The organism is Bacillus sp. SG-1, assembly GCF_000181495.1.
Taxonomy (GTDB): domain Bacteria; phylum Bacillota; class Bacilli; order Bacillales; family Bacillaceae_B; genus Rossellomorea.
The window spans coordinates 12,133-37,491 of record NZ_ABCF01000026.1 but is presented as its reverse complement, the minus strand read 5'-3'; the positions used below and the strand labels follow the sequence as shown (position 1 = coordinate 37,491).

Sequence of the window (25,359 nt, the reverse complement as noted above, 5' to 3'; positions counted from 1 at the left end):
CAAGCGCACCTGCAATTAACGCATATACCAACATGCCTTCACCTAGGAAATGAGGAACCTGCGCCATGAAGATCAAGATCGCCAAGGCGTTTACGAATCCTATCATAACAGAGCGCGGGATAAACTTCATAAATCTCCCGAGCTTAAAAACTCCGAATAATATCTGAAGCACACCCGTTAAAATCGTGGCTGCAAATAAATACTGCAGTCCATGATCTGCAACCAGTGTAACCATCAGCAAGGCCATCGCGCCCGTCGCTGCTGAAATCATTGCCGGACGTCCTCCGACAAAAGCAATGACAACCGCAATACAGAAGGAAGCATACAGTCCAACCATCGGGTCGACACCCGCGATGATGGAGAACGCAATTGCTTCCGGAATCAAAGCCAGAGCCACGACGATCCCTGAAAGGATATCTCCTCTGACATTTCCAAACCATTCAGCTTTAAAGTTTTTGAACAAAAACTTGCACCTCTTTCTATGCTCTTTCCGTTAGATTGTTGCTGTCACACTTGAATTCGTCCAGTATTGAAGAACTCTTGGAAGAGCCCGCTATAAGTAAAAAACCCCATGACGAAGCAGCACATCATATGAAAATAGCATTCTTTTAATAGTATTTCTTTTCCCATAGAAAAGACACCGACCAAAACATGAGTAATCATACCTTCTATCAGGGAACTTAACAAGAGTATATGTAAGCGGTTTTTATATAAATTTACTCTCTGCATCTTCGTTTTCCTAACTTAATCTCCATTATCTATCAAATTCAGGTCTTATTGAAGTTTAACTATTCAGAAAAAAATTCGCGATTAGCAGTCAAATCTTTACAAGTATGAACAACAATTTTGCTATCCTATGGAAAGGAGGTTGTACAATGAACTCAAATGCACCTATACATACCAAGTTTTATTATGGATGGTTGATCGTCGCCGTTTCAGGCCTGGCTGTATTTTTTTCCGGGCCAGGGCAGACGTATTCCGTCTCTGTATTTATAGACAGGTATATCGCTGATTTCGGTTGGACCCGGTCGCAGGTTTCCTCCATCTACTCTGCAGCAACGTTGCTGTCGGGGTTATGTATGTTTTTTGTTGGATGGTTCATCGACCGCTTCGGGCAGAGACGAATGCTCGTTATTGCATCAGTCGGGCTTGCACTGGCCTGTCTGCTGAACAGCATGGTTTCTAATATCGCAATGCTCTTCGTCGGCTTTTTCCTGATTAGGTTATTCGGGCAGGGTTCACTGACACTTATCCCGAATACGCTTGTTCCTCAGTGGTTTATTTTAAAGCGCGGGAAAGCTCTGAGTTTCATGGCGATTGGAGGGTTTGCAAGCTCTGCAGCAATTCCGCCCGTCAATGCCTGGCTTGTGACTCAATACGGCTGGAGTTTCACCTGGTCAGTCTGGGCAGTTCTTCTCCTTGTCGTCTTTACTCCACTTGCCCTCTTTTTTGTGCGGAACAAACCGGAGGATATCGGCCTGCTTCCTGATGGACGGCAAGTAAGGCCTGATATGACCGAAGAAGAGGAAGATGATTTGGAGGATAACTGGACTTTCCAGGAAGCTTTGAAGACGAAAGCATTCTGGCTGATCCTATTTTGCGTCAGCATCCCGGCTTTGGTGAATACCGGCATCACGTTTCACCTTATCTCGATCTTTAAATGGAATGACCTATCCGCTGGATCTGCTGCGCTTGTCCTGAGTCTCATGGCACTCGTCGGTTTCCCGGTGACCCTGCTAGCCGGAAGGGTTTTGGACAAGGTAAAAGTCAATTATGTTCTTGCCGGGATTTTCCTCGGGGAAATTATCTTCATCCTATTTTTATTTGTAATGAAAACACCTTGGCTCGCGATTGTCTTCGGACTGTTATGGGGCATCAGCGGAGGTTTCGAAAGGATCGCGCTGAACTATATCTGGCCGAGCTATTACGGAAGGGCTGCGCTGGGACGGATCAAAGGGACCGCTACGACCGTGATGGTGCTCGGTTCGGCTTTCGGGCCACTGCCATTCGGGTTTGCCTATGATATGTTCAATGGATATACAGAAATCCTGCTATTGACTCTGATCCTGCCTGCTATCGGCATAATCTTTTCACTCCTGGCGAAAAAACCGGAAAGGGAAACTGCTTCATAAGAAAAAATCCTGTGCAAATCACTGCACAGGATTTTTTCCATCATATATATTAACACTTAGGGACGAATGAAGCTCCTACGATAATCAATAGGATGAACAACACGACAATCAATACAAAGTCTCCATATCCACGGGCTGGAGCACAATATCCATAACCTGGCGCAGTGTAAGCAGGAGAAACTGCAGTAGGCGCCATATTTACATTAGGGGCTGCATTTACATTTCCATACATTTCTTGTCACTTCCTTTTTAGGGCATATTTATCACTAGTTATAGTACTCTGCTTATGCGTGATGTGAGCCCGTCAACCTCAAAAATGGGTGAAAGTCTAATATGGAGAATATTTCCCTTTATAAAGATAACGCCGATACCTTATGCATGAAATGGAATCCTTGTTATGGTGAGCGACGATATGCTGTTTACTTTTCCGGCTCCATTGGGAAACTCCATATCCCGCTGCACTATTAAATGAAAGCCTTGTGATCAAACTTGTCAGGTAAGCGGATCGGTCACTTCCTTCCTTCCTCATGTTATCGAGAAATCCCAAGATTTCCTTATCGCTCATTATGCCAAGTCCATGTCCAAAGAAACGCCCATCTTCCATAACCACAGCATTGACTCCCCTGTACCAGGGATTATCCGGGCTGTAATCAGGATTATTAAAATAGACAACATCGCCAGGCAAGATATGATTTCCATAAAAGGTATGAATTCCAAGGTCCGCGTCCGTATGCCAGCTGTATAGATAGAGATCTTGAAAAATCGAATCAAAATCAGACCTGCCTATACTGTTCAAAACAGCATGGTAATAAATAATGACACAGGCTGTCGCACACTCAAAAGCATACAGGGCACTGTTGGTGAAAATATCCCTGACCGCATCAGAGGGATTGACATCGGACCTGAGCCTGAATCCCCCTGCACTTGTCAGGTCCCAGTAGGCAGGGTTGCAACTGGCGTAAGCGAAAGTGGTGAACACTGCTTTGCCTTCACTCATTTGTTTAGCACTTTCAATCATATTTTTCCGGTATTTCAGTTCAAACAAAAAATCCTTGTTTGATGGATATGAATAGGCGACTGCGGCAACAGACATCTTTTCAGCGATTTCTTTTTCGACACTTCCCAGGTTTAAAGAATCTATTTGCCGAAAAGTTCTCCCTGCTATTTGTATCATCAGCTTCCCCATCCCGAATAAAATATTTGTTACTACTATTTCTATTCGTTAATGTAATTGAAAATGAGGACGCGATGAAAAAAGCCTGTATCCTTGATGTCTGGGATACAGGCCTGCTTGAATCGTTACTATAGATTTAATAATTCGGGAGAACTTTATTAATGTGGCTTATGCGGCTGAGCCGCTCTCGAGGCTATAGCGGTGTACATATTTCGATATAATGTCCGTCAGGGTCTTCAACATACGCCACGACCTGCCCCCATGGCTTTTCTGTCGGTTCCAGCAGGACCGGGACTCCTTCCCCTCTTACCTTTTCCACGGTTCCTTTTACATCCTCCGTGACTAGTCCGAGTTCAAATGTTTGTTCTTTCCGCTTTTGATTCGGAATCGGCAGCCCGGTGATCTCCCTGCCTGATTCCCTTGTATTGAAAGAAAGGGTCGTCCCCCCTGTTTCAAGTTCAATATATGTTCCCGCCTCCATTTTTACGGAAAGCCCCAGCAAATCTCTGTAAAAATGGAGGGTCTTATTCAGATCTTCCACATATAAAATGATGTAGCCTAATTTTACTGTCATTTATAATCCCCCTTATGTTTGTCCTCTTTTCATATTTCACTTATATGAACGAAAATCCTCTCTGAGAATGTATTTTCCTTTAGGGAAACAGCCGAGTATGGTTAAATGAATTAAGATGAAATATTCTGACGATAGATATAGGAGAGATAGAATGACTATTACAGGACGAAAAGTAACATTACGGGCAGTCGAGCCTGAAGATCTTCCGGAATTATTCGAGCTGATTTATGGAGAAGGCGACACTCTTCCCGAATGGAAAAACTGGGATGCCCCTTACTTCCCGCATAGTAAACCAAACTATAAATCTTATATAAAGGGAACGACGAGAAAGATTAAAGACGGCCGGGACAACCAAAGACTGGCGATTATTGCAGATGATGACATCATCATCGGCACCGTTACTTATTATTGGGAGAACCAGGACACAAAGTGGCTTGAAGCAGGCATCGGGATTTACCGCCCCGAGTATTGGAATGGCGGTTACGGCACAGAAGCACTGGCTCTTTGGGTAGAACACCTCTTCCAGACACTTGATATCCCGCGCGTCGGCATCACGACCTGGTCAGGAAACGAGCGCATGATGAAAGCGGCGGAAAAAGTCGGCATGATCCTCGAAGGCAGGATGAGGAAGTGCCGTTATTACAATGGAGAATATTATGACTCGATTCGGATGGGCATTCTCCGGGAGGAATGGGAAGAAAAGAAACCGGATTTTGTAAGATAACAGGATGAGCCTCTTTACTCGTCCTGTTTTTTTGTTTGAGCGACTTTAGTCCTTTAAAGCGCGAAGAGGGACTGTCCCTCTTCGTGCTTTAAAGGACTAAAGTCCATAACTTCAAAAAAGAACCAGATCAAGCCTGAGTGCCTGATCTGGTTCTTTTAGTTGATGTAGAGTCCCCACTCTTTCGTTTTTCGGTCAAAGACGAGGTATCCGTATGGCTGATTGGCTGAACGAACTCTGTAGTCATCGTACATCGTGTCCATGTTCATGTAGTCGCCCATCACCCAGACCGGAACCTTGATAGTCCCTCTGCCTTTTACCGTTTTTTCGATAGAGATGGCCGCGCCCTCTTTGATCTTTTCCTTCAATGAATACATGACTTCTTTTGGGATCGGCGGCAGATTGGTGACCTTTTGGCCCGGCAGCAGGCGCTTCAGAGACTTGTCGCCTTTTTGATTCAGGAGCTTTGCGGAAATCGCGCTCCCCAGCATACTGTAAAAATCATCTGTATAGCGATAATACGTTTTATTGAACCAACCGTCGTCATGGGCAAGATAGACGAAACGATTGTTCAATTTGGAGTAGAAAGGAGAATCCAAGCTTTGCTTTGTATGTCCCATATACAGAATTTCAGCCAGTTCCTGTCCACTTAACTGATCGAGACCGTCCACTTCTTCAAAATCAATCCAGCAAAAATCTCCGTAACTGTATATATCATCTCCCGCTAACTTGCTGACCTCTTTCTTATTTGTATACTCCATCATTGTATTCATATTGAAGGAGCCGTGATCGAACTGGTGCTTGATCAACAACAAATGATTGAGAGGCTGCGGCAGGTTTTGTGAAAAATCACGGAACTCCAACCCGTAAGACATCACATATTTCAACGTTTCATTTTGATGTACATAGATGACGTCTTTGAAATTGCCGTTCTGTTTCAGGTGTACCACATCCCTTATTCTGGAATCCGAGTTCATAACGTTAATTTTATCAAATTTTGACGAAAATAATATTTTATTATCATTACATTTTATTAATGCTGTGTGTGATGATAATAGAAGATGAACTCTCCACCAAAGGAGGCCGGAGCATGTATAAAGCACTGCCCCAAGACCAATTGACCCTGCTTACAATCAAAGCACTCAAAGAAGGAAAGAAAAAAGAATTCCAGGATATCATGGAAGAATTACAGCCATATGACATGGCTTTGATTTATACAGCCCTGCCGGATAAACACCAATCCCGTTTTCTCCTCCAATTAACCATACCCGTTCTGGCGGATATGATTCAGGAACTCTCTCCAGATGAACAGATTTCTGCCCTTCAAAAGGTTGGAAAAGAACGTTCCGGCAAAGTCCTTGATGATATGGACAATGACGATATCGCTTCATTGCTCGACAATATGTCTCCAGAGCGGATCCAAAATTTCCTGTCCGGGATGACAAAAGAAGAATCATCGATTGTCCAGGACATGATGAATTACCCGCCTGAAACAGCCGGTCGCTTGATGACCAACCGCTTTGTCTGGATCAGGCATTATTATTCCGTACGGGAAGCAGTTGACAAACTGAAAACTTTTGCGGAATTTGCCGAAACCATCAACTACTTGTACGTGGTGGACGAAAACCGGAAGCTCGTCGGTGTCGTCTCCTATCGTGACCTCCTTCTTGCTGATACGGAAAATATGATCAGAGACATCATGTATACGAGGGTCATCTCGATCGGTTTGGAGACAGATCAGGAGGAAGCGGCCAGACTGATTGAACGTTATGATTTCCTCGCTATCCCTGTCATTGACGATGATGGTGTACTGAAAGGGATCATCACGTTCGATGATATTATCGACGTTGTCATTCAGGAAGCCAATGAAGATATCGAAAAACTGTCCGCATCCGGTAAAGCCATCGATTTTGATACAAAATCCCATATTGCTGCTTACAGAAGGCTGCCATGGCTAATCTTGCTGCTGTTTATCGGACTGGTATCAGGCAGCATCATTTCTACATTTGAAGAGACATTATCAAAAGCCGTGGCTCTGGCTTTTTTCATGCCTATGATTGCCGGAATGACCGGGAATACAGGCACACAGTCTTTGGCTGTCGTAGTCCGTGGACTGGCTTCCCGCGACATCGATATGAAGACCGTCATGCGGTTGATCGGAAGGGAGTTCGGAGTCGCACTCATAATTGGGATTACCTGCGCATTCTTGATTGCCGCCATTGCCTACGTTTGGCAGGGCAGCTATATACTCAGTTTTGTAGTTGGGACATCCCTCCTGCTTACACTGATTATCGGAACCATGGCCGGAACCGTAATTCCCTTGATTTTATATAAACTGAAGGTTGATCCTGCTGTTGCATCAGGCCCGCTGATCACCACCATCAATGACATTTTATCGCTGCTCATATACTTCGGATTGGCCTCGTTTTTCATCCGGTCTTTAATGTAGGGAGAGCCTTCCCGAATAATTCCGCCATATAAGACTAATTACCGGTAATTGGGGGAATGTAAAAGTGAGAGTTTTTATTCGGAGGAGGTGCAGAGGCAATATCCTCTTAACGTTTTAAGGGGGAAGCCCTTATTTTATGATTGTATTAAATCTATTTCTCGTAGCCGTCCTGATTGGCTTGACCGCTTTTTTCGTCGCTTCCGAGTTCGCGATTGTCAAAGTGAGATCGAGCCGAATCGATCAGCTTGTCTCGGAAGGGAATCCTAAAGCAAAAGCCGCCCAAAAGATCATTTCCAATCTCGACGGCTACTTGTCAGCCTGTCAGCTCGGCATCACCATCACTGCCCTTGGATTGGGCTGGTTGGGTGAACCAACGATCGTCGTGCTGCTGAATCCTGTATTCGAAAGCTTCGCCATTCCGGAATCGGTCTCACATGTGATCGCCTTTGTCATTGCATTCGGCGTGATTACATTCTTGCATGTTGTCATCGGTGAACTTGCCCCTAAAACCTGGGCCATTCAAAGAGCCGAACAACTCACCCTTCTGACCGCAAAGCCATTAATTTGGTTTTATAAAATCATGTACCCTTTCATCTTCACATTGAATGGTTCGGCCCGTTTCATCACAAGGATGTTCGGCCTTGGGGACGCTTCGGAACATGAAGTGGCGCATTCAGAAGAAGAACTGAGGATCATTTTATCCGAGAGCTATCAAAGCGGCGAGATCAATAAATCTGAGCTTGAATATGTTAACAAGATCTTTGAATTTGATAACCGAATCGCTAAAGAAGTGATGGTGCCAAGGATGGAGATTATCTCCCTTGAAAAGGATACCCCATTGAAGGAGATCGTGAAGACGGTAAAAGAAGAAGGATATACACGCTACCCTGTTACCGAAGGCGATAAGGATAATATTCTTGGGGTCATCAATATCAAGGAAATCCTCACCGACTGCCTGAGCAGTGACTGCCCGCAGGATCAGCCGGTGCCCAACTATATCAAACCAATCATCCGGGTCATTGAAACGATTCCTCTTCAAAACCTTCTATTGAAAATGCAAAAGGAGCGCTCACACATGGCGATCCTTATTGATGAATACGGAGGGACGGCCGGTCTGATAACTGCTGAGGACATAATTGAAGAAATCGTCGGGGAAATCCAAGATGAATTCGATATCGATGAACGTCCGTATGTACAAAAAGTAGGCGAGACTCATTTTATCTTTGACGCAAAACTGCTGATCAATGAATTTAACGAGCTCCTCGGGACTGAGCTTTCGGACGAAGAAGTCGATACCATCGGGGGCTGGATGCTCACCCAAAAATATGACCTTAAACAAGGAGACTCCCTGTTTGAAGGCGGATATAAAATCACCGCCAAAGAAATGGAAGGCCACCATATCTTTTATGTCGAAGTGAAGAAAATCGAGGAGGACTGACCGGAATTGCCGGCAGTCCTCATTGTTTGCCCAGGAAGCATTAATATGTCATTTTAGGGTAATAGGAAAGATGGAGACAAAAACCCCTCTAAATCATCATTGTTCAACAATATTTTCTTTGATAGAGTTAAGAGTGGTATTTGGACAGGTTTTGAAGCATTACATAGTTCCTTATGTTTTGTATAAACAGCTGTTTATGCTGCTGTTCTTCTGCGCGGCCTGCCATTTTGGGACTTTTTTGTAGGTGAGATTGGATTTTTAAAGACTTACCTGCCAATTGCTTGCTCTTTTGTAGGTGGTTCTGGGTTTGAACCCAACTTACACACCAATTGCTTGCTCTTTTGTATGTGATTTCGGGTTTAAACTCAACTCGCATACCAATCACTCGCTCTTTTGTATGTGATTTTCACTTAACTCCCAACTCACATATCAATTAAGTAAGTTCACTTTTGCACTTATAAAATCATCTAAGCCGTAATTAAATCGTTGCCCTGCTAATAGGTTTCTTCTGCGGTGCAACCTATAGGAAGACTTAAAGTGTTTGCAGCCTGTTAAATATAGAGCAACGAGTTGCCTCCGCCCAAAAATTTACTAATAAAAACATTTTCATATTTCTCGGACTTCCATTAAACTGTACTATAGAATTCAATTAGAATAGGTGAATGCAAATGGAAACTCGCCAGCGTTTTTCAGATAAATTCGATTGGGGATTAATATTTTTATTGTTTCTCTTTTTCATGGTCAGTGTCATTGCCATCAGCAGTGCCCAGACATCCGGGCAGTACGCCGGGTATAACTTTGTACTGAGGCAGGCGTTTTGGTATGTCGTCGGCTTTATCATTATCGGGTTTGCCCTTCTCTTTGACCCTGAGCAATACAGGAGGCTCGCCTGGTATGCCTATGGAATTGGGATATTCCTGCTTGCCTTCTTAGTCGTTGCTCCAGCCAGCATCGCGCCTCGAATTAACGGAGCGAAAAGCTGGTTTGAACTTCCCGGAATCGGTTCAGTTCAGCCATCCGAATTCATGAAGACTTTTTTGATCCTTGCAATTGCAAGGGTGATCAGCAGTCACCATGAAAACAACCCTAAGAAAACATTAAAGACCGATTTCATTTTACTCATGAAAATCGGGGTGGCTGCCATGATTCCTCTCGGGTTGATCATGCAGCAGCCTGACTTGGGAACCTCGCTCGTGATCATCGCCATCGTCAGCGGCCTGATCCTTGTTTCCGGCATCAGCTGGAAAGTCATTGTCCCAATCTTTACGAGTGTCGCTGCGATCGGTGCCTCCATTCTGGCATTGGTGATTTGGGCACCTCAGGTATTGGAGAAATATTTAAACGTCCAGCCTTATCAGTTCGGTCGTATCTATTCATGGCTCGATCCTTATAACTATCAAAAGCAAGAAGGTTACCACTTGGTCAATTCCTTGAAAGCCATCGGATCGGGGCAAGTATTCGGTAAAGGTTATCAGGATAAACAGGTATACATCCCTGAAAACCATACTGATTTCATTTTCAGTGTCATCGGAGAAGAATTCGGATTCATCGGTGCCAGTGTTGTGATCAGTTTGTTCTTCCTGCTTATCTATCATTTGACGAAGACTGCCCTTGATATTAAAGAACCTTTCAGTGCCTATGTTTGCGCGGGGGTTATCAGCATGATTACCTTTCACGTCTTCCAAAATATCGGCATGACCATTCAGCTTCTGCCGATCACCGGTATTCCCCTTCCCTTCATCAGCTATGGAGGAAGTGCCTTAATGGGGAATATGCTTGCACTGGGACTTGTGTTCAGCATGAGGTTTTACCATAAAAATTACATGTTCTCTTCAGATGATTCATAAAATTCCCAATGGAATAGTTTCCTTTCGCAAGGGAAGTGTGTATAATACTCTCTAACAATAATTAGTTCGATGACAAAGAGAGTAGTTTCAAGGTCAGAACTTCAGAGAACCGGGGATGGTGCGAGCCCGGTGTTCCCCTTGAAATGAAGCGCACTTTGGAGAAGCATATCTGAAGCTGTTCAGTAGGATATGCCGGGTACATCCCGTTATCTGATGAGCTGCCCTGTTTGGGGAAGAAGAGTGGTACCGCGGGAAACCCGTCTCTATTTAGAGGCGGGTTTTTTTGTATCCTCAAACTGCTTTTTGTCATAGAACACTTAATTTTTACGGAGGTGGAAACCATGAATTTATACGATTTTTATGCAAATCTGCTAGAAGAATATTTGAGCGGAGACATGACCAAAGAAGAAATCCTGGAGGTTATTGAAACGCCAAAATTCACTCATCAAGGAGACCTTTCATTTCCCTGCTTTCAATTGGCCAAAAAGAAAAAACAGGCACCAACTGTCATTGCAAGTGAGTTAGCCGCTTCACTTAGCCATTCTTACTTGTTGAAAGCCGAAGCGGCCGGCCCCTATGTGAATATTTTCTTCGATGGAAAAACAACCGGAACAGAAATCATGAAGAACATCCTGGCACAAGGAGATCATTACGGGGAACTTTCTTTCGGGGAGGGTAAAGTCATCACCATCGATATGTCATCCCCCAACATCGCCAAACCGTTCTCAATGGGGCATCTGCGTTCAACGGTTATAGGAAACTCCATCGCCCTCCTTGCTGAAAAATGCGGCTTTGAAACGGTCAAAATCAATTATATTGGTGACTGGGGCACCCAGTTTGGAAAATTAATCACAGCCTACAAGAAATGGGGGGATGAGGAAAAGGTAAAAGCAAACCCGATCCCTGAACTGTTCAGCCTCTATAAAAAGTTTCATGAAGAAGCAGAAGCAGATCCAGCCCTCAATGATGAAGGCAGAAAAGCGTTTAAGCTTCTTGAAGATGGAGATTCCGAAGTGGTTGAGCTTTGGACATGGTTCAAAAATGAATCCCTCAAAGCCTTCCAAGAAATCTATGACCTCCTGGGGATCTCCTTTGATTCTTATCATGGAGAATCATTTTATAACGATAAAATGGAAGCGGCCGTAAAACTGATCAAAGAAAAAGGCCTCTTGGAAACATCCGATGGAGCAGAGGTTGTTTGGCTGGACGACAAAGGCCTGCCCCCTTCCCTCATCAAAAAGTCGGATGGAGCAACCCTTTATGCGACCCGGGATATCTCAGCTGCCCTGTACAGAAAAAAGACGTATGATTTCTCACAGGCACTATATGTCGTCGGGCAGGAGCAGACCATTCACTTCCGTCAGGTGTTTGCTGTGTTAGAAAAACTCGGGATGCCGTGGGCTGAGCAGATGGTCCACATCCCATTCGGACTTTTCCTTCAGGGCGGTAAAAAAATGTCGACAAGAAAAGGGAGAGTCATACTGCTGGAAGAAGTATTGAAGGAAGCCATCGATATGGCCCTGGCCAATATCAAGGAGAAGAATCCCAACCTTGAAAATGCCGAAGAAACCGCTCGCTGGGTGGGGACCGGGGCTGTCATCTTCCATGATCTTAAAAATGATCGGATGAATGATATCGAGTTTTCACTGGAGGATATGCTTACTTTCGAGGGTGAGACTGGACCATATGTCCAATATACCAACGCAAGAGCTCAATCAATCCTGAGAAATGCCGCCGCACAAGAGCTCAACCATTTTACCGGCTTGGATGATCATGAGAGCTGGGAACTGATCAAAATTTTGAACAAATATCCTGAGATCATCCAGGAAGCTTATGAAACCTACTCTCCATCAGTACTGGCCAAGTATATTCTTGCGGTCAGCAAAGCTTTCAATAAGTATTATGGAAAAACCAGAATCTTGGAGGAAAATGTCGCATTGGCTTCACGTCTTGTCCTCGTAAAAACCGTCAAAGATATCCTTAGTGACGGGCTAGGCCTCCTTGGTATCAAGGCACCACAACAAATGTAGGATGTCGATATTTCCCGAGAAATTTTTTACCTATATAAGAAGCGGTTTTTACAATTCGAGAGAATATACAAAAAAATGCAGCCCGATTTGCAAGTGTAGAACTCTTGCAAATCGGGCTGCTTGCCATTTTATGAATATTCAATTCGTCCCAAGACTCTAGCGAAGTACAGGCCTGCCAGGAATGTGATGACACTCACGACGATAAGGGCCGCACTCTCTGGGATACCCGGATAGATCACGACAATTGACCCAATAACAAGGCCTATGATCAGGGCATAAGTGGCGGATGAATAGTTCTCAAGGAAGAATTTGATCAGCCTGCTCATGACAATAATCCCCAGAAGGATTCCGATTCCAACGACAAAGATAACATCAAGCTGGAAATTGGAAATGCTGCTGATGACGGTCGAATAGACTCCGATGATCAACAGTATGAATGACCCGCTGATTCCTGGAAGGATCATGGCAGCACTTGCTATAAATCCTGAGAAGAACAATAGCATATAGGTACCTGCCGTGATTTCCTGAATCACTGCCGTTTCCTCGGACTTAAAGAACACCATAGAAGCAACGATGACAGCACCAATCAGCAGCAGCACATAATGATACGGCTGAAATTTAGCTTTCATCTCTGATTTCTTTGCCAGGTAAGGGATGATTCCGATAATCAGTCCCATGAATAAAAATTGCGTAGGGGCAGGGTAATGCTCAAACAGCCATTCAATCAGCTTGGCCAATAATAAAATAGATGTGACGACTCCAATTCCAAGCGGGATCAAGAACCGCAAATGCTGTTTCCAATCTTTACTGAAAATGCCATTGATTGCTGCAATTAATCGATCATAGATTCCGAGCATGACAGCGATCGTTCCACCGCTCACACCGGGAATCACATCACTGGCGCCCATTATCATCCCTCTATATATATTTTTCCATTCCCACATTAGAAGATCTCCTTTTTTCTTAAACTTTTACCTTTTGACAAATCCCATATTCAGCACTTAAAATCCATTTACAGGAATCCAGCGCAATACCTCTATCATTATCTGTGTAATCAATAGAAATAGCAATCAAAATTATGGCTTTCTTAACACATGAACATGCCATTCATTAACTCACCCGCTGCCTAATTCTACGTATCCTCAAACGGCGCGGTAGCACCAACAAACATTTTATCATTATGAGTGGCTGTTTTCTATTGCGTTAGCAGGTTTAAAAAATCGCAAACTGCAAGATTCAAGAATCCGCGGCTCAGACTGCGACTCTCCTCTCTGCCAGCTGTCCTCATCAACAGGTAAATGCCTAAACCACTAAATTAGCAAGTCCTGCTGCCAATTTCACTTCAACATGCAAAAAGCAGTTCAATTAAGGGTACAATTTATGTTGCACACCAAAAATGAACTACTTGTTTATTAATATACTTCTTCTTCTCCGATAATAAACGGGATATGCTGCTCCAACACTTCCAGTTTGACAGGCGTTTCAGTATATACCTCTCCATCCATATCAATATTTTGGATAGGCATGGTTTCCAGCGAGGCACTCTTGGCACGGAAATGCAGGATTTCCCCGCTTTTTTCATTAAGCTTACCTGTCCCTTTTGCGGCAAGCAACTCTTTTAAAAGCCGAAATCCAGCCTCTTTTATTATAAAGATATCGACCAGTCCATCGTTATATTTCTGAGGAGGCAATGGCAGTTCACTTGTGCCGATGAACCTTCCGTTTGCCACGAAAACCATGACCGCCTCTTCTTCGACAGCCTTCCCATCGATCTCTGCTTTGAAGGTGAAGTTTTTCGCTTCCTGAAGGGTTTGAAAGGCACTGAGGTAATAACTTAGCTTGCCGAAGACTCCTTTTACTGCCTCATTGACATTTTGAGAAGCATCGGCAATGATACCCACTCCCCAAAAGTTTGAAAAGTAGCGGTCATTTGCCTTTACGATATCTATCTTTTCTGTCATACCATACTTGATGAGCCGGGCTGCCTGCCTGATATCCTGGGATATTCCTAAAGAACGGCTTAAGTCGTTACAAGTTCCGGCCGGAAGAATTGCTGTTTTCGGCCTGTCAGCAAGTTCGGCCAAACCATTCACGCACTCGTGTACAGTGCCATCACCACCGAGAATAATGATGAGCTCGAAATTCCCGCCTTTTTCCCTGCAGATCCGCTCTGCGTCCGACTTACTTTTTGTACCATAGAGTGTCAATTCATCACAGCATGATGACAGTTCACCTATGCAGTTCCCCAAGGTTGAATCCATGTCGTCCTGCCCTGCTTTTCCATTATAGATTAATAAGGCCTTTCCATAGTGGTTCATATCCTTCAGCCCCTTACTGTTTTCACTCCTGATACCTTATTCATACCACTTTCAAAGCATAAAAAAACACCTAACAAAAATGTTAGATGCAGGTCAGGCTGTATTCGAGTCATCTTGAGGAACCGTTTTCATGGATTTGCAAGCAAAAGCCAGCCTTCCTCTAATGTAAGATTGCGGATCATACGCGATATTTTCATTCTTAATCCTGTGGATTTCTACCTCCGCAAAAGTTCCAAGGGCCCTGCATATGTTATCCAATGCCAGCTTAAGCGCTTGCGGATCATTGACCAGCTTCCTGTTCATACACTGATACGAGAGTTCATCCGCTTTTCGTCTTATCCCTTTTAGTGTTTCCAAATCAAACATGGATTCAGGCATACTCTTCCCTCCCCTTCCTATTAAAATTATATCTGAAGAAAAGGATGATTATGTCTGTCCCATATTTCATTTTTATGAATCATGTGACAATGTTTTCGGTAAAGGCTGCAAACTTTTGAGTGATTGGAAAACTTCCATTCTGGATTTTGTTTTTGTGATATTGACACCGACTTTTGAGAGCTTTGAAACGACCTTCTTCAACCGTTCATTTTCGTTTGCCACAGTGTACACCCTCTCATAAAATTATCTTTTCAATTAATACGTTTGAAAACCACATTTGGTTTCACTTTTTCCGAAATTCCTAAGTCCATTTTATATTACCACTTCACAACCCTTTTAACCTTATTTTGAAAATTTTTTCATTTTTTCTTTAAAACTGTACAAGACCTTGGAACAGCAATGCCTTTGAGATGGATTGCCGGCATTCCTTCATGGTACAGAATCCAAAATATTTACCCTTAAAGGCTGTTTTCATGAAGTATTTGGTATGCGGGAAGTGTAGATCGAACTATTATAATAAGTTGATTGGAACGGAAGGTACGTGACCTCCTGCAGGATTAGCAAGAACGTCCAGTTCCAGCGCCAAGATTACGTACCCACCTAAACGTAACCCCGCAAGACAATCTAGCTATAACGGCTAGCGGCGTCACGCACCTGGAGCGGAAATCGGTATGCTACTTATCAAAAGCTCCTATTTTTAAGAAATGAGCAATCATAAAAACATTTTTCGCGAAATTTTTCACATAATTAAATGATAAGTAGACATTATAAGTATCATGAAAACTAAAATTATTTCCATTGTCGTTGCGTTGTCACTTGCTTTTGGGTTAATTGCGCCAACTATCTCTCACGCTGCCGATGTGTACTATGTACAAAGAGGAGATACCCTCTGGATAATCTCTAAAAAGTACCAAATCGGACTTTCAGAAATCATTGAGGCCAATCCTCAAATTCCGAATCCTGATCTCATTTATCCTGGACAAAAAATCAACATCCCTAACATCGATGCCGTTAAGGGAGTTGAAGGAGAAGTCATCAGGCTTACGAATCAGGAACGTGCCAAAAACGGACTATCGCCACTTAAAGCAGACTGGCAGCTGTCAAGGGTGGCCCGTTACAAATCAGCTGATATGAGAGATAAAGGCTACTTTTCACATACGAGCCCAACGTATGGATCACCATTCACCATGATGAAGAACTTTAACATTAACTATCGATCCGCAGCGGAAAACATTGCTGCAGGACAGCCCAGTGCACAGGCAGTGGTGCAGGCCTGGATGGAAAGCCCCGGCCACAGAAAGAATATCCTGACTCCAAACTTTACCCACATCGGAGTCGGTTACGTCAAAGGAGGTTCCTACGGGACCTACTGGACACAAATGTTTATACAAAAATAAGGAGTGGAGCCCGCCAACAGAGCTGTCTTAAGGACAGCTCTGTTTGTTTTTGTCCTAATCACGCCCCCCAGGCATATACATGTATCAAACGCTTACGGAGGCGATCATTTGAAAAAAATATTTGCTATTATGTGGAGTACAGTAATGCTCCTCGCATTTTCGCTGCCATTCACAGCAGCATCCGCAGAAGACCCAATCATTCAAAGTATTGATGAAAAGCTGGAAAGCGTCGATTTTTATTACCAGCAGGGATCTGCTAAAGTAATGGATTTTACTGACCTCTACATGGAGATTGCAATTAATGAAGAAGAGGTCGAAAAACAGAAGGTGAAGATGGTGTTCGTTAAATATCAAACCGACCGCGATACTATTTTCCATTTCAATAAGCAGGAAGTGTTCTATTACAGTCTCGACAAGAATACGTTGCTTGAAAACGATTCGGTTATCGGCAATGCGGAATCCAAAGCATTCATCACAGACCATCAGGATGATTACCGAAAACAAATCACCCCGGGATCTTTAGCCTTGATTCTTATCTTCATTTTCACCACAGTGCTTCTATTCCCTTTAGCCGTACTTCTGCTGCAGAAAAACACCCCTTCGGATAAGTTATATCCTTATGAATTATAGCTGGCAGGATTGGATGGACTTAGAAGGCGTAACCAAGAATAATAATACCCTGATTTCCCATACTAACTATGTACTGATCACTACTCTCAAGGGGGAATCAGAATGCAAGTACGTGATGTAATGACCGCTAATGTAGAGGCCTGTTCCGCACAAGATAACTTCCAATCAGCTGCCAGTAAAATGAGTTCCTTAGGTGTTGGAGCTTTACCGGTAGTCCAGAATGGACAGGTTGTTGGTATGGTAACAGACCGGGACCTTGTCGTCAGAGGATTGTCTCATAACAATGCTGCTGGTACGATTCAAGGGGTCATGTCAAACCACGTCGTCACTGTTTCTCCAAACGCTTCAGTGGAAGAAGCTGCAGCTTTAATGTCGCAGCATCAAGTACGCCGCCTGCCCGTTGTTGAAAACGGAAATTTGGTGGGAATGCTTGCACTGGGTGACTTGGCAGTACAGCAGCAGTCCGATCAAAAAGCCGGAGCTGCCCTCAGTGAAATCTCTGAGAAAGATCACCTTCATTAATCTTAAAGAACGTCCGTCTAGGCGGGCGTTTTTTATGTTTCGCTCTCGTACAAGTGAAACTTCATTCCGAATGGATCGGCGACCATCAGACTTTTCTTGCTGTTCTCTTTTAAAATGATACATCCATTTTTCAGCAGCTGCTGTTTAGATTGTTTTATGTCTTCCACTTCAAACTCAAAATACACATTGTTTTCTTCATGATTTTCAATGTAAAAATTAGTACCGTTCGATGAAAATTTTGTTTCATTTATATAAGATCCTTCTAGCTTCATCCCTAAAACTTTACGGTAAAAATCGACTCCCTGTTCATATTTTTTTATCCCGATTGCGATATTGTTCGTAAGTTGAAAAGGAGACCGGTCATTCATTCTTTCGTTAATATCGACCCCTTCAGAGCCGGATGGCAACAAGTCAAACAAATGCCATGTCACACAATAATCATCTCCCTGTCCGAAATTAGATTGTCTGTGCAAATATATGTTTCCCTCTGCGTCTTTACGGAACGTCGATACCCCAGGAAGATACCTGCCTTCTTCCTTGAAACCCATTTCTTCAGCAAAGGCTGTGTTTCTTACAGAGATCATGGGAAACTGCCACTTCCGGCTTGCGGCAAAATCCGCCTGTGCCTTTGGTGTATCCGGAGATGATACCACAAAGCTTGCCTTACCATTGAGATAGTGATAAACCCCGTTAAATCCATCTGCCCACATCGTGCAATACCGGCAGCTCCTCCCCATGTTATGGATAACCATCAATTCATTTTTTTCGCCAAATAATCCTGATAAGGTAACCCTTCTCTCCTCTGAATCGACAAACTCAAAGTTTTTGACCTTGCTTTCTGGAATTGATTTTTTAAGTTCCATGAGCCTCTTCTTCTTTTGATAAATGTCTCTCTCCAGAACTTCAATTTCCTTTATCACATTTACATTATTCACAGCTTCTCCCCTTAAGTAACTGATTCTTTGTATTTTTTTAATGCCTGCTTACAGAAAAGTTATTGGTCATTTTTTCATTTACAGGAAGGAATTTGCGTTTTTTTGTCGAAACAATTTTAATAGATATGTCAGGGAGGTATTCATATGCGTTCAGCCAAACAAAGCCGGCGTCTACCCCGCAGCTACCGCCGTCAGCAGCAAAAGACAGCATTGATCGATAATCTGGTAGATTTCCTTTATATGATGATTGGCATTACAATGATTACTTGCGTCCTGCTGCTTGTTTTAAATTACGGTGTTTAAGTCCATCTTTAACGCTTCGTTTAAAATCTCCAAAGCCAATTCATGATCATTGATTACATATGGTATCTCGGAAGGTTCTGCCCAAATCCGGCAAGCCGATTCATTATTTCTTAGAAAAGGCAGGACCTCTTCTATATCCATACGATAAAAAACCTGGTACCCGATCAAAGGGTACTTTCCTTTTGGATCAAAGTCTGGATTATTCCTATGACTTACCTCGATAATGCCAATCATTCCGGCCTTCCCTTTAACAAATCCCTCTTCGAACACTTCTCTATGTATAGCCTGCTCCGGTGTTTCCCCTGCTTCAACATGCCCTCCCGGAAAGTTAAATCCTCTGCCCTTAATGTTGACCAGAAGAACTTGTCCATTTGAAAAACAGCAACCATGAACACTTGTAATCAGTTGACGTGGAGGCATTTCTGTGGAAACGCTCCACGTCAACTCAACAAGCCCGCTCCCCCACTGGACTCTGACCGATTGACTCATACACTTCCCTCAAGCGCAGGCGCCATCCACAACCTGGATACGTTAAGGAGTTCCTCCCCTTCAAAGACGAGTTTGTAAATATCCGGCTTTGAGGTACTCTTCCAAAAATCGAGCGTGCCGTAAGCAGGATTAAACGCGCCCATGGTAATTGACATAATATGTCCATGAATGCCGACTGCCACACTCTCTCCTTCGTGCCTCTGCAATAACTCTTTCAAAGCGGCGGCTCCTCTCGCTCTCACCTCATTATTGCTCTCACCGCCAGGCAGCGAGAGATCAGGGTGATTAAACACCTTCTGCATCGCTTCCTCTGGATCTTTTAAAATATAATCCTTAGCGGCCATGTCTCTTTCACGGAAACGCTCATCTACTTGCACTCCAAGATTATGTACATCCGCCAAACCCTGCACCGTTTGGATCGCTCTTGTATAGGAACTGGAATAGACCGCATCAACTTTCTCTTTCATCATGATATGTGTAACACGCTCAGCATCTTTCATCCCTTGTACTGATAAGCCCCTTGTTTCTTCCTCTGCAAGGTTAAAGACCGAGTGTGCATGTCTGATCATATAGATAACTGTCAAAGTCATCACCAACCCTTTCCCCATTGGAATTCGGCATGGAATGATGATTTCCTGCCTGCCTTTTATTGCAATTTCATGTCTTTTTTAAGGTGGTTGCTTTGATATTTTTCTAATATACTGTTTCTCTTTTTTGATGGGCCGATTTTACCTTTTTTATTTTGATTAGTTAGCAGGGGTTAGACTGATTTTGATATTTTAGGGATGAAAAAATGTTTCCATAATAGTTTCCAGGTGACATTTTTATATAGAGGAGTAATTTTGATTCTATGAACCTTTCATGAGACTCTATTACAATCTCCCTCACGATTTTGGCCTTCTGACTCATTACTGAAACCCTCCATCCCCCATACCCAACAAGAAAAGACCGGCCAGTAAGTCCCTAAGTAGTCCACTTTAGAGGTATAAACCATAAAAATTCATCGTCTTTAGCATACGAATCACGACCATTATATGTGTGCTGTTTTTATTGATATTACAGCATATCTTTTACTTTCATGTCTGTTGTGCGCATCTAAAATCGCATCACGTTTCGCAACACTGAAATATATTTTGTAGTCTTCTGATTTACGTGGTGAATTCACTTGCGGAATGGTTCCTTATAGGAATAAGTTCACTATAATTCTTTCTTCAAAACAAGCCCTAATTTTTTTATTCCTAGTCACATCCAACATAGAAGCAAGGGCCAAAAAAAGTACCAGACCATGAGCTTCTATAATAAAGGAATATATTTCCCTTATTGAAGAAATGTCGAGGAAAATAGGCCAAATAGGAGAAAAATTTTCCGTTATTAATTTAAAAAAGATCAAAATTGGGTTACTGAGCATATTTAACGGAAGATCTTTCCCTTATTTACCTCTCCTCAGCTAAATTCTGCAGTTTAACAGAAAATTTTTCCCTTATTTTAAGTACCCTTCCTCTTCCCTTGGTGACTCTCTCAATTTATGGATTTTTCATATGATTTCTTATTACGAATCCATAGGAAAAAGCAGTCCGTTTTGGAGGACAGCTTTTTCTAGTTTTGCACTCCAAAACTGAACTACTTAGTAAGTCACGGACAGGCCTCCCTTATTAACCTTCTACCACGGTTGGATTATCATAGACGTCCGCATCCAATTCATCGGTCACTTTACTGGTGATCAAGCCTGAAGTCATGGCACCGCTGACGTTGACGGCAGTCCGCCCCATATCGATCAGTGGTTCAATCGATATCAGCAAACCGGCCAGGGCAATTGGCAGGTCCATGGCTGAAAGCACGAGGATGGCAGCAAAGGTGGCTCCGCCTCCCACGCCTGCCACGCCAAATGAACTGATGGCTACAATGACTATGAGTGTAAAAATAAACGATGGTGTCATCGGATTGATTCCCACTGTCGGCGCAATCATGACTGCCAACATCGCCGGATAGACGCCGGCACATCCATTTTGGCCTATGGACAATCCGAAAGAACCGGAGAAGTTGGCGATCCCTTCCGACACTCCCATATGCTTTGTTTGGGCATTGATGGTCAACGGCAGCGTCCCTGCACTGGAACGGGAAGTAAAGGCAAATGTAAGAACCGGAAAGGCCTTTTTCAAATAGGTGATCGGATTCAATCCCGCCAGTGTCAACATGATCAAGTGAATCGCCAGCATCACTAACAAAGCCGCATACGACGCAGCGACAAATTTCCCAAGTTTCAATATCGCATCAAAATCACTTGTTGCCACCGTTTTAGCCATAATGGCGAACACACCATACGGCGTTAAACGCAGGACCAGTTTTACGACGCGCATAACGATGGCATAAATAGCGTCAACGATTTTCTTGAAGAATTCCGCCGTTTCCCGTTCTTTACGGTAGACCCCGAGATAGGCGACACCGATGAAAGCGGCAAAGATGACTACTGCTATCGTTGAAGTGGCACGTTCTCCTGTAAAGTCAAGGAATGGATTGGCCGGCAGGAGCTCGAGGATTCTTTGCGGATAACTTTGATTTTCCAAGGCACCGGACCGCTCTTCAAGCTGGAGGCCCCTTGCAGTTTCCGCATCACCCTGTTCGATTTGAATTGCTTCAAGTCCGAAACCTTGTGCAGCCGCAATCCCGACCACAGCGGCAATGGCGGTTGTCCCGACTAGAAGGCCAATGATCAGAACAGCAATTTTCCCCAGGTTATTTCCTAGCTTAAGCTTGGTAAAAGCAGAAAGAATCGAAACAAAGACAAGAGGCATGACAACCATTTGCAAAAGCTTAATATAACCGATTCCGACAATGTTGTACCAACCGATCGACTGTGCAAGGGTTTCATCGGCAGGACCATAGAGCCATTGCAGGACAAATCCGAAAGCGATCCCGAGGCCAAGTGCCGCAAAGACCCTTTTAGAGAAAGACAAGTGCTTTTTCTGCATGTAAAAAAGAACACCTGCGATAGCGAGAAACGCGGCTATGTTGGCAAGCAAAGCCAAATTGGTCATTTCCTTCCCTCCCTTAATAATGGTGTATAAAGAAAGCAGTAATCTTTCACTGCTGTTACATCATATGAAAAAAATAATTATTGTATGTTACTCGTTCAACAGGTTGAGGAAAAGGCGAAGGGGTTGGGGATTCTCCTTTTGGGTCTACTTTTAATAGGAAGTCCTGGTATCAATTATGTTCTTGGCATATCCGCCATCGAAACTTTTAATGATAGTGCATATACTACATACACCAAGCGAGGTTTTACATGGAAGGGAACGGAATAACTTGTTTTGTTGTGATAAAATAACTTAGTATAACGGAGTTACTTTCATTACACTCACGTCATTTAATCAGAGGGGAATACTATGGATATCCTGTCTATTTTTCTTGGAATCTTTGTGGTTTTGAATATAGCCTTTGCCTCCGTCGTCGTATTTCTTGAAAGGCGCGATGCCGGTGCCACCTGGGCTTGGCTGATGGTCTTGCTTTTCATTCCGGTTCTGGGATTCGTCCTCTATTTGATTTTTGGACAGAACTTAACGAGAAAGCGGCTATTCCAGTGGGATGACATAAAGAAAATTGGGATAGAGGAGCTGATTTCCAGGCAGGTAAAAGAAATTAAGGACGAACATTTTGCCTTCAGGGACAGCACCATCAGCACAAATAAAGAACTGATTTATATGCATTTGATGAACAATGAAGCTGTTCTTACCCAGGATAACGACATTACAGTCTTTACTCATGGTGAAGATAAATTTGATGCTCTTATAAACGATATTGAATCAGCAAAAAATCACATCCATTTTCAATATTACATCCTGCGCCGGGACGCATTAGGTAAAAGAATCCTGAGTGCCCTGGCGGCAAAAGCAGAGCAGGGTGTTAAGGTCCGTGTTTTATATGATGAAATGGGTTCGAGAACACTGAATAAAAGCTTTTTCCGCGAATTGATCAAGGCAGGCGGCGAAGTGGAAGTCTTCTTCCCTTCCCGGATTCCCTACATCAATCCTCGGCTGAATTACCGAAACCACCGGAAGCTTGTCATTATCGACGGGGTAGTCGGATATGTCGGGGGGTTCAATGTAGGTGATGAATATCTGGGGCTGAATCCGAAATTCGGCTATTGGCGGGATACTCATTTGAGGCTGGAAGGAAGCGCTGTCCTTGCCATGCAGACAAGGTTCATTCTTGATTGGAACCAGGCTTCTGCCTCAAGGAATATTCACCTGGAGCACAGATATTTTCCTGAGGCCAATTTCAAAGGCAATGCGGGCGTGCAAATCGTGACGAGCGGTCCGGATTCTGAATGGGAACAAATCAAGAACGGGTATATCAAAATGATTTCCTCCGCGAAGGAATCAATCTATATCCAAACGCCGTATTTTATTCCTGATGCGAGCCTCCTGGATGCGTTAAGGATTGCCGCTCTCTCCGGAATCGATGTAAGGATCATGATCCCTAACAAACCTGACCACATGTTTGTCTATTGGGCAACGTATTCGTATATAGGAGAAATGTTGAAAGCCGGCGCAAGGATTTATATTTATGACAATGGATTTATCCATGCCAAGACAATTGTCGTGGACAATGAAACCTCTTCTGTGGGGACTGCAAATATTGATGTCCGCAGTTTCAGGCTGAACTTTGAAGTAAATGCCTTCATTTATGATATTGAACTTTCACAGGAACTGGGATCCATCTTCCATGATGATATTCAATTATCAAGAGAACTCACCATGGAAGAATACCTGAAACGGCCGTTATGGATCCGTTTCAAAGAATCTATCTCCAGACTTTTATCACCTATTTTATAACAACGAAAAGGCAGCCTCAGTGGCTGCCTTTTCGTTACTTCATCGCTTTACCGCACTAAGAGGGACTGTCCCTCTTAGTGCGGTAAAGCATTAAAAAGGAGGCAGCTCTCCATTCTGCCTCCCACGTTTCATTATCCTGTTTGATGATCCCCACCGCAGATTCAGGCTGGGGTTGAAAGCTAATTTTTCGACTTCCCCACGACTGCCCAGCTGCTTAAAAGGACCGCCTCCTCTTCCCGCGTCAATCCTGCTTTCAGGTCCACTGATCCCCTTGCTTTATTCCAGCCCAATGTATCCTCGATTGTTTCCCTTGGATTTCGAAGAACCAGTCCTTTCTTTAATGCACTTGAGTAATCAGCCAGGATAAATCCATCCGGATACTCATCATTCACCGGAATCCATAGTGGAAGTTGTACAAAAGGCGTAACATCTCTTTCAACCAGGAATGAATCCTCCACCCAAGTGGCTTCGGTATCCTGCGGGGCAATCAGGCTCAGATCTTCCACGAATTCTTTCATACTGTATCCCTGCCGCGGCCCTGTGGCATTATAGATTCCCGCTTCACCCTCTTCTGCCATGAGAATGATCCACTGGGCAAGGTCCCGTACATCAATCCACTGTATGGCCCTTTCTTTGCTTCCGGGGACAAGTACTTCACCACCCTCAGAAAACCTCTGAACCCAATACGTAAACCTGTCTGTCGTATCATCGGGTCCTACGATTAATCCCGGCCTGATACTGAGCACCTTTCCAGGGAGGATCTGTTCCAGCTTTTGCTCACAAAGAGCCTTAAGGGGACCATAGGTTTCACCATTAACTTCTTCAACACCTTCATTCTCCAAAGTGCCTGTTTCGTCGCCTTCTTTTGCTTCACCTGTCAAAAATTCCTTATAAACGGATATTGATGAAATAAATATGTAGCGGTTTATCCTCCCTTTTAACAATGCAGCACTCTGCTCGACTTTGCCTGGTGTATATCCTGAAGTATCGATGACCACATCCCAATCTCCTTTTTCCAGAGCGGTCAAATCCCCTTGTCCACGGTCACCTATTAACTTTTCAGCCTGCGGAAACAAATGCGGATTGGTTTTTCCCCGGTTAAACAATGTTACCTCATGACCTTTTGAAAGGGCCGTTTGAGCGATATGCTTTCCTACAAAAGATGATCCTCCCAGCAACAATAACTTCAT

General features: G+C 43.6%; 25 protein-coding genes and 1 other annotated feature. Of the genes, 11 read left to right on the top strand and 14 right to left on the bottom strand.

The genetic code is table 11. The annotated features are described in order from the left end of the window. Positions 1 to 463: SulP family inorganic anion transporter (locus BSG1_RS11865; protein WP_006837283.1), on the bottom strand; the 463-nt coding region annotated here is incomplete at its 3' end. 412 nt (positions 464 to 875) lie between these two features. On the opposite strand from BSG1_RS11865, the gene BSG1_RS11855 reads away from it, so the two are divergent. Then, positions 876 to 2,132, top strand: coding sequence for an MFS transporter (locus tag BSG1_RS11855; protein ID WP_044022809.1), 1,257 nt, complete (start codon positions 876 to 878; stop codon positions 2,130 to 2,132). Between the two features lie 49 nt (positions 2,133 to 2,181). Here the strand turns inward: BSG1_RS11855 and BSG1_RS21775 are convergent, their stop codons facing one another. The 3 genes from BSG1_RS21775 to BSG1_RS11840 all read right to left on the bottom strand — a co-directional run bounded on the left by BSG1_RS21775 (position 2,182) and on the right by BSG1_RS11840 (position 3,880). Beyond that, positions 2,182 to 2,328 carry a YjcZ family sporulation protein gene (locus BSG1_RS21775; protein WP_156791479.1) on the bottom strand — a complete coding sequence of 49 codons (147 nt, stop codon included), beginning with the start codon at positions 2,326 to 2,328 and terminating at the stop codon, positions 2,182 to 2,184. Between the two features lie 132 nt (positions 2,329 to 2,460). Continuing rightward, positions 2,461 to 3,306, bottom strand: a complete 846-nt coding sequence (locus BSG1_RS11845) for a protein-glutamine gamma-glutamyltransferase (protein ID WP_044022808.1) — start codon at positions 3,304 to 3,306, stop codon at positions 2,461 to 2,463. 193 nt (positions 3,307 to 3,499) lie between these two features. Further along, positions 3,500 to 3,880, bottom strand: a complete 381-nt coding sequence (locus tag BSG1_RS11840; RefSeq protein ID WP_006837279.1) for a VOC family protein — start codon at positions 3,878 to 3,880, stop codon at positions 3,500 to 3,502. Positions 3,881 to 4,031: 151 nt separating this feature from the next. Here BSG1_RS11840 and BSG1_RS11835 point away from each other — a divergent pair, with 151 nt between their 5' ends. Then, complete coding sequence (locus tag BSG1_RS11835) at positions 4,032 to 4,604, top strand: GNAT family N-acetyltransferase (RefSeq protein WP_006837278.1); 573 nt, start codon at positions 4,032 to 4,034, stop codon at positions 4,602 to 4,604. A 155-nt stretch (positions 4,605 to 4,759) separates the two neighbouring features. Here the strand turns inward: BSG1_RS11835 and BSG1_RS11830 are convergent, their stop codons facing one another. Next, positions 4,760 to 5,551 carry a hypothetical protein gene (locus tag BSG1_RS11830; RefSeq protein ID WP_232214233.1) on the bottom strand — a complete coding sequence of 264 codons (792 nt, stop codon included), beginning with the start codon at positions 5,549 to 5,551 and terminating at the stop codon, positions 4,760 to 4,762. Between the two features lie 140 nt (positions 5,552 to 5,691). Between BSG1_RS11830 and mgtE the strand changes: the two genes are divergently transcribed. The 4 genes from mgtE to argS all read left to right on the top strand — a co-directional run bounded on the left by mgtE (position 5,692) and on the right by argS (position 12,365). After that, entirely contained in the window at positions 5,692 to 7,050 is a 1,359-nt protein-coding gene (mgtE, locus tag BSG1_RS11825) for a magnesium transporter (protein ID WP_044022807.1), read from the top strand. A 136-nt stretch (positions 7,051 to 7,186) separates the two neighbouring features. Further along, positions 7,187 to 8,488: a hemolysin family protein gene (locus BSG1_RS11820; protein ID WP_006837275.1), complete on the top strand. Its 1,302-nt coding sequence runs from the start codon at positions 7,187 to 7,189 to the stop codon at positions 8,486 to 8,488. Between the two features lie 668 nt (positions 8,489 to 9,156). Further along, positions 9,157 to 10,335, top strand: coding sequence for an FtsW/RodA/SpoVE family cell cycle protein (locus BSG1_RS11810; RefSeq protein ID WP_044022806.1), 1,179 nt, complete (start codon positions 9,157 to 9,159; stop codon positions 10,333 to 10,335). Between the two features lie 60 nt (positions 10,336 to 10,395). Beyond that, positions 10,396 to 10,603: a binding site (T-box leader), on the top strand. Positions 10,604 to 10,676: 73 nt separating this feature from the next. Then, a complete protein-coding gene (gene argS / locus BSG1_RS11805) occupies positions 10,677 to 12,365 on the top strand; it encodes an arginine--tRNA ligase (protein WP_044022805.1) in 1,689 nt (562 codons plus the stop codon). Positions 12,366 to 12,493: 128 nt separating this feature from the next. On the opposite strand, the gene BSG1_RS11800 is transcribed toward argS, so the two are convergent. The 4 genes from BSG1_RS11800 to BSG1_RS21110 all read right to left on the bottom strand — a co-directional run bounded on the left by BSG1_RS11800 (position 12,494) and on the right by BSG1_RS21110 (position 15,283). Further along, positions 12,494 to 13,309, bottom strand: a complete 816-nt coding sequence (locus tag BSG1_RS11800) for a DUF368 domain-containing protein (RefSeq protein WP_044022804.1) — start codon at positions 13,307 to 13,309, stop codon at positions 12,494 to 12,496. A gap of 468 nt (positions 13,310 to 13,777) precedes the next feature. Beyond that, positions 13,778 to 14,683 carry a diacylglycerol/lipid kinase family protein gene (locus BSG1_RS11795; RefSeq protein ID WP_006837270.1) on the bottom strand — a complete coding sequence of 302 codons (906 nt, stop codon included), beginning with the start codon at positions 14,681 to 14,683 and terminating at the stop codon, positions 13,778 to 13,780. A gap of 93 nt (positions 14,684 to 14,776) precedes the next feature. Further along, complete coding sequence (locus BSG1_RS11790; RefSeq protein WP_156791477.1) at positions 14,777 to 15,061, bottom strand: hypothetical protein; 285 nt, start codon at positions 15,059 to 15,061, stop codon at positions 14,777 to 14,779. Between the two features lie 72 nt (positions 15,062 to 15,133). After that, positions 15,134 to 15,283, bottom strand: coding sequence for an Lmo0850 family protein (locus tag BSG1_RS21110; RefSeq protein WP_198008232.1), 150 nt, complete (start codon positions 15,281 to 15,283; stop codon positions 15,134 to 15,136). 554 nt (positions 15,284 to 15,837) lie between these two features. Here BSG1_RS21110 and safA point away from each other — a divergent pair. The 3 genes from safA (at position 15,838) to BSG1_RS11775 (ending at position 17,610) form a co-directional block, all read left to right on the top strand. Next, entirely contained in the window at positions 15,838 to 16,458 is a 621-nt protein-coding gene (gene safA / locus BSG1_RS11785) for a SafA/ExsA family spore coat assembly protein (RefSeq protein WP_006837267.1), read from the top strand. Between the two features lie 108 nt (positions 16,459 to 16,566). After that, a complete protein-coding gene (locus BSG1_RS11780) occupies positions 16,567 to 17,088 on the top strand; it encodes a hypothetical protein (RefSeq protein WP_044022803.1) in 522 nt (173 codons plus the stop codon). A 102-nt stretch (positions 17,089 to 17,190) separates the two neighbouring features. Beyond that, positions 17,191 to 17,610, top strand: a complete 420-nt coding sequence (locus BSG1_RS11775) for a CBS domain-containing protein (protein ID WP_044022802.1) — start codon at positions 17,191 to 17,193, stop codon at positions 17,608 to 17,610. Positions 17,611 to 17,642: 32 nt separating this feature from the next. Here BSG1_RS11775 and BSG1_RS11770 read toward each other — a convergent pair whose 3' ends face one another. Continuing rightward, positions 17,643 to 18,545 (bottom strand): DUF899 family protein, encoded by a 903-nt coding sequence (locus BSG1_RS11770; protein WP_006837263.1) that lies wholly within the window; start codon positions 18,543 to 18,545, stop codon positions 17,643 to 17,645. A 144-nt stretch (positions 18,546 to 18,689) separates the two neighbouring features. On the opposite strand from BSG1_RS11770, the gene BSG1_RS20880 reads away from it, so the two are divergent. Next, the gene (locus BSG1_RS20880) at positions 18,690 to 18,848 is read left to right on the top strand and encodes a hypothetical protein (protein WP_156791476.1); all 159 of its coding nucleotides are present in this window, start codon (positions 18,690 to 18,692) and stop codon (positions 18,846 to 18,848) included. Here the strand turns inward: BSG1_RS20880 and BSG1_RS11765 are convergent. The 3 genes from BSG1_RS11765 to BSG1_RS11750 form a co-directional block, all read right to left on the bottom strand. Then, positions 18,831 to 19,337, bottom strand: coding sequence for an NUDIX hydrolase (locus tag BSG1_RS11765; RefSeq protein WP_006837261.1), 507 nt, complete (start codon positions 19,335 to 19,337; stop codon positions 18,831 to 18,833). The two genes, BSG1_RS20880 and BSG1_RS11765, sit on opposite strands and share 18 nt — an antisense overlap. Next, positions 19,334 to 19,927, bottom strand: coding sequence for a histidine phosphatase family protein (locus BSG1_RS11760; RefSeq protein WP_044022812.1), 594 nt, complete (start codon positions 19,925 to 19,927; stop codon positions 19,334 to 19,336). The genes BSG1_RS11765 and BSG1_RS11760 overlap by 4 nt, the downstream gene beginning before the upstream one ends. Before the next feature lie 1,062 nt (positions 19,928 to 20,989). Next, positions 20,990 to 22,372, bottom strand: coding sequence for an L-cystine transporter (locus BSG1_RS11750; RefSeq protein WP_006837258.1), 1,383 nt, complete (start codon positions 22,370 to 22,372; stop codon positions 20,990 to 20,992). Between the two features lie 348 nt (positions 22,373 to 22,720). Here BSG1_RS11750 and cls point away from each other — a divergent pair, with 348 nt between their 5' ends. After that, positions 22,721 to 24,169: a cardiolipin synthase gene (gene cls / locus BSG1_RS11745; protein ID WP_006837256.1), complete on the top strand. Its 1,449-nt coding sequence runs from the start codon at positions 22,721 to 22,723 to the stop codon at positions 24,167 to 24,169. 179 nt (positions 24,170 to 24,348) lie between these two features. Here the strand turns inward: cls and BSG1_RS11740 are convergent, their stop codons facing one another. Further along, on the bottom strand, positions 24,349 to 25,359 hold the full coding sequence (locus BSG1_RS11740; RefSeq protein WP_006837255.1) for an NAD-dependent epimerase/dehydratase family protein: 1,011 nt from the start codon (positions 25,357 to 25,359) through the stop codon (positions 24,349 to 24,351).

What these genes read in the sequence shown, in the direction of transcription:
- BSG1_RS11760 (WP_044022812.1), bottom strand. Translation starts at nt 19,927, where the DNA reads ATGACTTTGACAGTTATCTATATGATCAGACATGCACACTCGGTCTTT.
- BSG1_RS11795 (WP_006837270.1), bottom strand. Translation starts at nt 14,683, where the DNA reads ATGAACCACTATGGAAAGGCCTTATTAATCTATAATGGAAAAGCAGGG.
- BSG1_RS11835 (WP_006837278.1), top strand. Translation starts at nt 4,032, where the DNA reads ATGACTATTACAGGACGAAAAGTAACATTACGGGCAGTCGAGCCTGAA.
- BSG1_RS11750 (WP_006837258.1), bottom strand. Translation starts at nt 22,372, where the DNA reads ATGACCAATTTGGCTTTGCTTGCCAACATAGCCGCGTTTCTCGCTATC.
- BSG1_RS11740 (WP_006837255.1), bottom strand. Translation starts at nt 25,359, where the DNA reads ATGAAGTTATTGTTGCTGGGAGGATCATCTTTTGTAGGAAAGCATATC.
- BSG1_RS20880 (WP_156791476.1), top strand. Translation starts at nt 18,690, where the DNA reads ATGCGTTCAGCCAAACAAAGCCGGCGTCTACCCCGCAGCTACCGCCGT.
- BSG1_RS11765 (WP_006837261.1), bottom strand. Translation starts at nt 19,337, where the DNA reads ATGAGTCAATCGGTCAGAGTCCAGTGGGGGAGCGGGCTTGTTGAGTTG.
- BSG1_RS11820 (WP_006837275.1), top strand. Translation starts at nt 7,187, where the DNA reads ATGATTGTATTAAATCTATTTCTCGTAGCCGTCCTGATTGGCTTGACC.
- safA (WP_006837267.1), top strand. Translation starts at nt 15,838, where the DNA reads ATGAAAACTAAAATTATTTCCATTGTCGTTGCGTTGTCACTTGCTTTT.
- argS (WP_044022805.1), top strand. Translation starts at nt 10,677, where the DNA reads ATGAATTTATACGATTTTTATGCAAATCTGCTAGAAGAATATTTGAGC.
- BSG1_RS11840 (WP_006837279.1), bottom strand. Translation starts at nt 3,880, where the DNA reads ATGACAGTAAAATTAGGCTACATCATTTTATATGTGGAAGATCTGAAT.
- BSG1_RS11775 (WP_044022802.1), top strand. Translation starts at nt 17,191, where the DNA reads ATGCAAGTACGTGATGTAATGACCGCTAATGTAGAGGCCTGTTCCGCA.
- BSG1_RS11800 (WP_044022804.1), bottom strand. Translation starts at nt 13,309, where the DNA reads ATGTGGGAATGGAAAAATATATATAGAGGGATGATAATGGGCGCCAGT.
- BSG1_RS11810 (WP_044022806.1), top strand. Translation starts at nt 9,157, where the DNA reads ATGGAAACTCGCCAGCGTTTTTCAGATAAATTCGATTGGGGATTAATA.
- BSG1_RS11790 (WP_156791477.1), bottom strand. Translation starts at nt 15,061, where the DNA reads ATGCCTGAATCCATGTTTGATTTGGAAACACTAAAAGGGATAAGACGA.
- cls (WP_006837256.1), top strand. Translation starts at nt 22,721, where the DNA reads ATGGATATCCTGTCTATTTTTCTTGGAATCTTTGTGGTTTTGAATATA.
- BSG1_RS11855 (WP_044022809.1), top strand. Translation starts at nt 876, where the DNA reads ATGAACTCAAATGCACCTATACATACCAAGTTTTATTATGGATGGTTG.
- mgtE (WP_044022807.1), top strand. Translation starts at nt 5,692, where the DNA reads ATGTATAAAGCACTGCCCCAAGACCAATTGACCCTGCTTACAATCAAA.
- BSG1_RS11845 (WP_044022808.1), bottom strand. Translation starts at nt 3,306, where the DNA reads ATGATACAAATAGCAGGGAGAACTTTTCGGCAAATAGATTCTTTAAAC.
- BSG1_RS21775 (WP_156791479.1), bottom strand. Translation starts at nt 2,328, where the DNA reads ATGGCGCCTACTGCAGTTTCTCCTGCTTACACTGCGCCAGGTTATGGA.